The organism is Endozoicomonas sp. SESOKO4 (genome assembly GCF_024606275.1).
Genome location: NZ_JAHHPS010000376.1, coordinates 1 through 7,407, shown reverse-complemented (window position 1 = coordinate 7,407; position 7,407 = coordinate 1). Strand labels below are relative to the sequence as shown.

Sequence of the window (7,407 nt, the reverse complement as noted above, 5' to 3'; positions counted from 1 at the left end):
GAATATTACAGATTTGAACTATCAGTCAAATCACTGCGGGATGCAAGCAAGGACAAAGTAGTGACATTACTTTACAGGCAGGCTTCGGGGAACAAGTTATTCACTCGAGCAATGAACCCTGAACTGCCTCATTGTACTGATCAGGCCTCTCACCATCAATCAACAGTTCCTCTTCCTGGTTACCCTGCCCATCCAGAACCCGGTAGAGTAGAGAATAAGCGACCCTCCACCGCCTTTCTGCTACTTGCAGGGTGACTGATTTAGTATTCAGGCGGATGACATGGCCAAAACGTTCCTCTCTATGCTTATCTTTAAAACCCAGCAGATCACCCACAGCAATAGCATGGCGACTCAGCCCCCGTTGAGTTTCATGATTGACGCGGGTGTCGGCACCTTCGAGATTGAGCATGTAGTAGGGTATTGCCCAGCGTTTGCCATCGGTAAAATCCAGCACCAGTGCCCGCTTTTGCCTGAGCTGCAGCACCTCACAGTTACGCAGCGAATTGCTGCTACGGTCAAAGTAGCTCAGCTTCTGCCCTATGGTCAGCGCCGCCTTGATGCGGCCAATTCGCTCTGATGATTCCAGTTCGCGGTCAATCATGGCATTCAGCCGGAACAGATCAAAAGTGCTTGCCCGGTTCAGGGCTTCCAGCAATTGGGCGTAGTCCATGGTTGGTTTGGCAGGAGGGTTACTGTTATTCATTCGTCGTGATTATTCCAGAAAAGAATATTCGACCATCGTCACGTTCTGAAGTATATTTGCACATATCAGACTCCACCATCCAACATCTCCCGCAAACTCTGCTGCATCGCCGCCTTAAACGCCGCATCCGTGGCCAGCAGTTTATAAAGCTCCAGCTCGTTGCGCCGGTTATTCAGCATCACCTCATCAAAAATCTTGTTAAAGGCCAAATCCCGGTTGTGGCGATCAGCGTTCCCCTGGTACTTGGCGGCAAAGTCCGGATGGTTCCGAATACTGCTGGCCATGCTCATAAACTTCACCCGTTGCAGGCCGTAGGAGGACAAATCCACCGAGTTCAGCAACTCATCTTGTGCATAACCATAGTTCAGCGCAAGGGTGGCAACACCTTCTGCTACCCTGTTCCTGTGCTCAAGGCAGGTGCCGGTAAGCTGCTATTCGATGGCGGCCTCAAGTGCCTGCTCATTGGTTTGGCTGACCATAATCATCTCTCAATTGACACTGGAACCTTAGGGGTTACACTTCAGCTATGATAATCAGTTTTCTGCACAAAGGGTTGGAGCGGTTCTATCGTACCGGTAAAACCTCGGGAATACAGGCGCAACATGCCAGAAAATTACAGCGCCTTCTCACCAACCTGGAAGAATTGGAGCATATTTCTGAAATGGATTTTCCCGGCTACCGTCTGCACCAGCTAAAAGGAGAACGGCAGGGTATCTGGTCGGTCACGGTCAGTGGCAACTGGCGAGTTACCTTCCGACTGACTCAGGCCGGTGTCGAAATAGTTAACTATGAGGATTACCACTGATGCCAATGTACAACCCCGCTCACCCCGGTGAAATTCTGGGTGAAGATCTGCTGAAGCCGCTTGGACTTTCTGTTACCCAAGCGGCTGAACACCTGCACGTCAGCCGGAAGACCCTGTCCAAAATCATCAACGGCAGGGGGGCGATTACCGCAGAAATGGCGTTGCGTTTGGAAAAAGTGTTTGGCAAACCCTCTGCCGTCCATTGGCTGCGGATACAAAATGCCTATGACCTTTGGCATCTCAAGCAAAGGGAGCTGGGCATCACTCCCTACCAATCGGACGCGGCCTGACGCCCTCAGGTCACCTTGATTTTGTCGGTTACGGCGCTGTTGATCAGGGTGGCTTTGTACTCTTTTAGTCGTTCAATTTGTTGCTGGTGGAAGGTGATGGCTTTGTTGATCAGGGTGGTTTTGCGATCCAGAAAGGCGGCTATGGTAGATATATAATGGTCACCATTAAGATAAGTATCGTCGTTATCGGTGCCTGATACCGATAAGAGCTTTTTTCAGAGCTGCATCTCGACGCGTATGACCTATCCTTGAAATGTCCCGGCAGAGGCTGTGGTGTTGTCATCCACTGCTTGATTGTCGGTCACAGGGTTGCCACCGTCATTCATATCGGTGAGGTGCTGGCTTTCAAAGGGTTTTACATTGTTGTTATTAATGGCCATGTAAATTCATTATCGGTATCGGGGGAGTCTATCTATGAGAAGAGTTAATTATTTTTTTCTAGTGCAACTATTTGTAATAACAGTATTGTTCATGCCGAAAATTGCCAGTAGTTACCAAAAAGAAGATTTTGATTTTTTACGTCGCAATAACACCAATGATATCCTTTTTAATTCAGGTGGTGAGCTGGCCAAAAGCTACTCCTTTTTTTTTATCTACCATTCTAAAATTTGAAGTGAACTATTGGTCTTTAAGTCTGATCAGGTATAAATTATATCCCCAATCACCGTTAAATCGAAACTCTCGCGAGTTAATTGAGATGGCATCGTTGATGACAGTTGGTTCAATTGCCCTCAAAGAAACCTACAGCTCATGGCCAAAACAACCAGTTTTGGAAAGACTTTTATCAACGAGTGGTATTCTATCCACTGTCATATGGGAACAGCGATCATTGAAAGAGAAATAACCGTAGAATCCCTGATTTTTCTGCATCTTATTGTTCAAGCTATGACGGGTACCATAATAGATATGTTGTCTAAATTTACTATTGATATCGCTAATATTAAAATAGAGAATATTTGTGCTCATTATGAATTTTTTGAAGTGTTTCTTAAGTTGATGTCAATCAACGTCTTGTTAGGGCTCAATGTATATGAATTTTTGAAATTCAATAATCCTGATGCTTTTAAAAGAACTTTAAGTTGTATTGCTTTCTTATCAATTTTATATGTGTCTACCCACACAATATCTGACTCTATCTTTGCTTCATCTACTCTTCTTTACAACTTTAACAAAGCTTTCCTGACAAGTAACTTATCAATTGCCTTGGTTGTAGTCGTAATCGCATTCGATGTTGCACTCGAATATAGAGACATAACCCAAAACGAAAGCGTGGAAATCGGATGCTCAGCCTTCTTGGGTGCTTTTGCCGGAAACATAATCGGAGCATTGAGCAGAGGCGCTTTCTTTTTTGAAGCCGCTGATGAGCTAGACACAAGCGAAACCGCACTGAGTCTTCGAGCCATAATCGGGATGGGAGTCCTGGTCGGCGTATCCACAATGCTCATCATGGGTGGAGCTCTGGCTGTATCCATCAACGGATTAGTGCCAACAGATGGCAATGAAAACGCCCACTCAGTTACAGTACTGAAAATAGGGCTGGTCGCATCGCTGTTCGCCCTTATCAATAGCTATGCCAAATTTGTTGATAATGGCACTCCAGTAGACGAAACATTGAGTAAAATAGGTTGGGGTCATTGGACGCGGCCTTATTTAACACTCCATCAAATATATGATTATCTGATTCAGATGACCTATCCTCTGGAGCCTGACTGGGAATAGCGTCCTCGCTTCGGGGTTGTCTGGACGGGGTCGCCTGGATGGACACTATTCTCAGTCAGCCACCCAGGATAAGCATCGTTGCTATAGGTGCTGGCACTGACAAAGGCTCATCATAAAGCTGCATCTGCAACCCTACGGTCTATCCTTGAAATATCCCGGCAGAGGCTGTTGATGTCATTCATTACTTAACTGCCGGTTAAACGGCCAACAACGTCATTTACATAGGTGAGGTGCTGGCTTTCAAAGTGTTTTGCATCGGTACTGGTGATTATGTAAATTCATTGCCGGTATCGAGGGAATCCATCTATGAGAAGAGTTAATTGTTTTTTTCTGGTGCAACTATTAGTGATAATAATGCTGTTCTTGCCGAGAATTGCTAGCAGTTATCAAAAAGAAGATTTTGATTTTCTACGGCGCAATAACACCAACGATATCCTTTTTAATTCAGGTGATGAGCTGGCCAAAAGCTACTCCTTTTTTTTTATCTACCATTCTGAAGTTTGAAGTGAACTATTGGTCTTTAAGTCTGATCAGGTATAAATTACATCCCCGGTTACCGTTAACCGAAAACTCCCGCGAGTTACTTGAGATAACATCGTTGATGACAGTTGGTTCAATGGTCTTCAAAGAAACCTACAGTTCATGGCCAAAAAAACCGGTTTTGGAAAGAATTTTATCAACGAGTGGACTTCTATCCAATGTCTTGTGTGGATTATCGATCAGTGATGGAGAAATAGCCATAGAGTCCGTGATTTTTCTGCATCTTATCGTTAAATCTATGACAGGTACCATAATAGATGTACTGTCTAAATTTACTATTGATATCGCTAACATTAAAACAGAGGGTGTTTATGTCGATTATGAATTTTTTGAAGTGTTTACTAAGTTGACGTCAATCAACGCCTTTTTAGGACTCAGTGTATATGGATTTTTGAAATTCAATAGCCTTGATATTTTTAAAAGAACTTTAAGTTGTATTACTTTCTTATCAATTTTATATATCTCTACCCGCATTATATCTGACCTTATTATTTTTGCTCCATCTACTCTTTTTCATGGATTTAACAAAGCTTTACTTGCAAGTAACTTATCGATTGCCTTAGTCGTAGTCTTAATCGCATTCGATGTTGCATTCGAATATGTAGCCATGATTCTAAACGAAAGCATGGCAATCGGAAGTGCATTCTCATTAGGAGCTTTATTCGGAAACTTTATCGGAGTAGTAAGTAGAGCCACTTTCGTTGTCAAAGCCGTTCAGCTAAAAACCACCGAAACCGAACTGAGCGCCAGAGCCGCTATCGGGACGGGAGTCTTGATTAGCACATCCGTAATGCTCATCATGGGTGGAATTCTGACCGTTGCCAGCAAAGGATTAATTCTAACAGATGCCAATGGCAGCACCCACTCAGGCAGGATGCTTAAAGTGGGGTTAGTCGCATCTTTATTCGCCTTGGCTAATAGCTATGCCAGATTTGTTGATAATGGGACTCCAGTAGACGAAACATTAAGTAAAACAGGTTGGGATCATTGGACGCGCCCTTACTCAACACTCCATCAAATATATGATTATCTGAATCAGAAGATTTATCCAATAGACAATTAACGCAGGTTCAACAGTCTGAATTTTGGTCGATGCAGGATGATTCAGCTTTTCCGGGTAGAGCTTTTGTGTTTGGAATATCAGGCAATCATGTGGATTGACTCAAAAGTTCAGAAAAAAGTGTGCATAAACGGAAATTACATATTGTTATTGTTGCTTTGTAGTCCGTTGGTTGCAGGTCTGAACGTTAAACAGCTTAATGCGGTTAAACCCTTTGACAGAGACTTTTCTTGCCCCTATTATTGCGCGCTTATGACAACCAACCCGTGAACCCCGTGACTCATGGCTATCGGACAATTACCCAAAGCCTTTGATCCGCGTAAATTCGCGCGTCAAGGCAGGCAGTTTCAAGGCTCCCTGGCATTGAGTCAGTTTAGTCGGCTGGTAGACAGTCTGGTTGATGACAGGGGCGAAGTTCAGGTTGATCTTCGCTTTTCATTGAGTGAAAACAACCGGGTTGTGCTGGAAGGGCATGTTGAGGCAGAACTGAGCATGATCTGCCAGCGCTGTCTGGATGTGGCCAGGCTGCCTGTGCGAGCTGATCTCCATTTGATGGGGGTGCTGACCGACGAGCAGGCCAAAGCCCTGCCGGAAGACTTTGAACCGTTGATGTACGGTGATGAACCGGTAGAATTATTGCCTATTCTCGAGGAAGAGCTGATTCTGGCACTTCCGCTGGTGGCCTATCATCCGCCTGAGGACTGTTCAGCTCAGCAATACTTTACTACTGAGTCTGAAGAAGAGGCTCAGGCTGCTGCCATTGAGGCAGATGAAGAGCGCAAGAACAGTAACCCTTTCAGCGTTCTGGCCAAATTGAAAACAGATACTACGACCCAGGAGAGTTGACACATGGCTGTTCAGCAAAACCGTAAAACCCGTTCCAAGCGTAATATGCGCCGTTCCCACGATAGTCTGACTTCTGCTCAGCTGTCTGTGGAGGCAGCTTCCGGCGAAACTCATCGTCGTCACCACGTTTCTGCTGAAGGTTTCTACCGTGGCAAGAAAGTGGTTGAAACCGGCGAAGACTAAGTTCTCAGGTATGCTTGCCCTAAGGAATGAGTACAGTGATTGCTTTGCTGTCTCCCGGAGGCATGAAATAAAATGACATCAGGTGCAAACGCTGGTTCACAACTAACGGTTGCGCTTGATGTAATGAGCGGGGACGATGGTCCCCGTTCTCGTATACGGGCGGCTCTCAGAGCGCTCGAGCATTATTCTTCTCTTCATCTTCTGCTTGTCGGTGACAGGCAGCTCATTGAAGATTATCTTTCCGATACCGACTTCTCTGATCGGTCGCGCTTTACCCTGATTCACGCTGAAAAAACCGTTACCATGCACGACAAGCCTTCACTGGCACTCCGTGGAAAAAAAGATTCCTCGATGTGGAAAGTACTTGAGCTGGTCTCGAAGAGTACGGCGCAAGCCTGTGTAAGTGCAGGTAATACCGGAGCTCTCATGGCGATGGGGCGTTATGTACTAAAAACCTTTGCTGGTATTGATCGTCCGGCCATAGCGGCTTCTGTGCCTACGTACGATGGCAGTGCCCTGTTGATGGATATGGGGGCGAATGTTGATTGTACATCGATGCATCTCTACCAGTTTGCCATTATGGGGGCTCAGTTGGCTTCATCGGTGTACGGTGTAGAATCCCCGAAAGTGGCTCTGCTGAATATTGGTACCGAAGAAATGAAGGGGAATGAGCAGGTCAGGCTGGCTCATCATCTGCTCCTGGAAAAGCTTGAGGTACAGCAGGGGCTGGATTATATCGGCTTTGTAGAAGGGCATGATATTGTCAGTGGTCGGGCTGATGTGATTGTCTGCGATGGCTTTGTTGGTAATGTGGCCCTAAAAACGGGAGAGGGGGTTGCGAACTTGATGCGTAGTGGCTTGAGGTCTGTTTTTCGGCGTTCTCTGTTGAACAAGTTTCTTTATTTTTTGATTTCACCGCTGCTGAAAGAATTTAATCGCAAGGTTGATCCGGTGTTGCATAATGGAGCGAGTTTGCTTGGTTTGCAGGGGGTTGTGATCAAGAGTCACGGAGGGGCCGATGAAGAGGGTTTTTATCGGGCCATTTGTCAGGCGGTGAAGGAGGCGCAAAATGACGTTCCCGCCAGAATCGCTCAAGAGGTTGAAGAGCGGTTGCTCTAACAAAACCGGGCTGTCTGGCTATCCTTTCCATATACCATTAATGACCTCGTTGTCTGGTCAGGTCATTCCGGTCTCTGAGGGAAATCAGGCAACCCGACAGAAGTCGTATGTGGTGATGTTAGTTATTTGCCCGGTGTTGTTG

General features: G+C 45.7%; 10 protein-coding genes. 7 read left to right on the top strand and 3 right to left on the bottom strand.

What is annotated here, in order from left to right:
• Nucleotides 1-100 precede the first annotated feature (100 nt).
• Both KDK16_RS07535 and KDK16_RS07530 read right to left on the bottom strand, forming a co-directional pair.
• Nucleotides 101-703, bottom strand: a complete 603-nt coding sequence (locus KDK16_RS07535; protein WP_257275396.1) for a hypothetical protein — start codon at nt 701-703, stop codon at nt 101-103.
• Nucleotides 704-768: 65 nt separating this feature from the next.
• Complete coding sequence (locus tag KDK16_RS07530; protein WP_257275395.1) at nt 769-1,032, bottom strand: hypothetical protein; 264 nt, start codon at nt 1,030-1,032, stop codon at nt 769-771.
• Nucleotides 1,033-1,229: 197 nt separating this feature from the next.
• Here KDK16_RS07530 and KDK16_RS07525 point away from each other — a divergent pair, with 197 nt between their 5' ends.
• Both KDK16_RS07525 and KDK16_RS07520 read left to right on the top strand, forming a co-directional pair.
• Nucleotides 1,230-1,508, top strand: a complete 279-nt coding sequence (locus tag KDK16_RS07525; protein ID WP_257255603.1) for a type II toxin-antitoxin system RelE/ParE family toxin — start codon at nt 1,230-1,232, stop codon at nt 1,506-1,508.
• Nucleotides 1,508-1,798 (top strand): HigA family addiction module antitoxin, encoded by a 291-nt coding sequence (locus KDK16_RS07520; protein ID WP_257255604.1) that lies wholly within the window; start codon nt 1,508-1,510, stop codon nt 1,796-1,798. Before KDK16_RS07525 ends, KDK16_RS07520 begins: the two co-directional genes overlap by 1 nt.
• Nucleotides 1,799-2,040: 242 nt before the next feature.
• Here KDK16_RS07520 and KDK16_RS07515 read toward each other — a convergent pair whose 3' ends face one another.
• A complete protein-coding gene (locus KDK16_RS07515; protein ID WP_257255605.1) occupies nt 2,041-2,178 on the bottom strand; it encodes a hypothetical protein in 138 nt (45 codons plus the stop codon).
• A gap of 370 nt (nt 2,179-2,548) precedes the next feature.
• On the opposite strand from KDK16_RS07515, the gene KDK16_RS07510 reads away from it, so the two are divergent.
• The 5 genes from KDK16_RS07510 (at nt 2,549) to plsX (ending at nt 7,265) form a co-directional block, all read left to right on the top strand.
• On the top strand, nt 2,549-3,517 hold the full coding sequence (locus tag KDK16_RS07510) for a hypothetical protein (protein ID WP_257275394.1): 969 nt from the start codon (nt 2,549-2,551) through the stop codon (nt 3,515-3,517).
• A 373-nt stretch (nt 3,518-3,890) separates the two neighbouring features.
• A complete protein-coding gene (locus KDK16_RS07505) occupies nt 3,891-5,120 on the top strand; it encodes a hypothetical protein (RefSeq protein WP_257275393.1) in 1,230 nt (409 codons plus the stop codon).
• 360 nt (nt 5,121-5,480) lie between these two features.
• The gene (locus tag KDK16_RS07500) at nt 5,481-5,963 is read left to right on the top strand and encodes a YceD family protein (RefSeq protein WP_257275392.1); all 483 of its coding nucleotides are present in this window, start codon (nt 5,481-5,483) and stop codon (nt 5,961-5,963) included.
• A gap of 3 nt (nt 5,964-5,966) precedes the next feature.
• Nucleotides 5,967-6,146: a 50S ribosomal protein L32 gene (gene rpmF / locus KDK16_RS07495; protein WP_257275391.1), complete on the top strand. Its 180-nt coding sequence runs from the start codon at nt 5,967-5,969 to the stop codon at nt 6,144-6,146.
• A gap of 72 nt (nt 6,147-6,218) precedes the next feature.
• Entirely contained in the window at nt 6,219-7,265 is a 1,047-nt protein-coding gene (plsX, locus tag KDK16_RS07490) for a phosphate acyltransferase PlsX (RefSeq protein WP_257252595.1), read from the top strand.
• Nucleotides 7,266-7,407: the final 142 nt, after the last annotated feature.

Bases quoted from the DNA above. Each gene is read 5' to 3' on its own strand.
- KDK16_RS07535 (WP_257275396.1), bottom strand. From the start codon at position 703: ATGAATAACAGTAACCCTCCTGCCAAACCAACCATGGACTACGCCCAA.
- KDK16_RS07525 (WP_257255603.1), top strand. From the start codon at position 1,230: ATGATAATCAGTTTTCTGCACAAAGGGTTGGAGCGGTTCTATCGTACC.
- KDK16_RS07520 (WP_257255604.1), top strand. From the start codon at position 1,508: ATGCCAATGTACAACCCCGCTCACCCCGGTGAAATTCTGGGTGAAGAT.
- KDK16_RS07515 (WP_257255605.1), bottom strand. From the start codon at position 2,178: ATGGCCATTAATAACAACAATGTAAAACCCTTTGAAAGCCAGCACCTC.
- KDK16_RS07510 (WP_257275394.1), top strand. From the start codon at position 2,549: ATGGCCAAAACAACCAGTTTTGGAAAGACTTTTATCAACGAGTGGTAT.
- rpmF (WP_257275391.1), top strand. From the start codon at position 5,967: ATGGCTGTTCAGCAAAACCGTAAAACCCGTTCCAAGCGTAATATGCGC.
- plsX (WP_257252595.1), top strand. From the start codon at position 6,219: ATGACATCAGGTGCAAACGCTGGTTCACAACTAACGGTTGCGCTTGAT.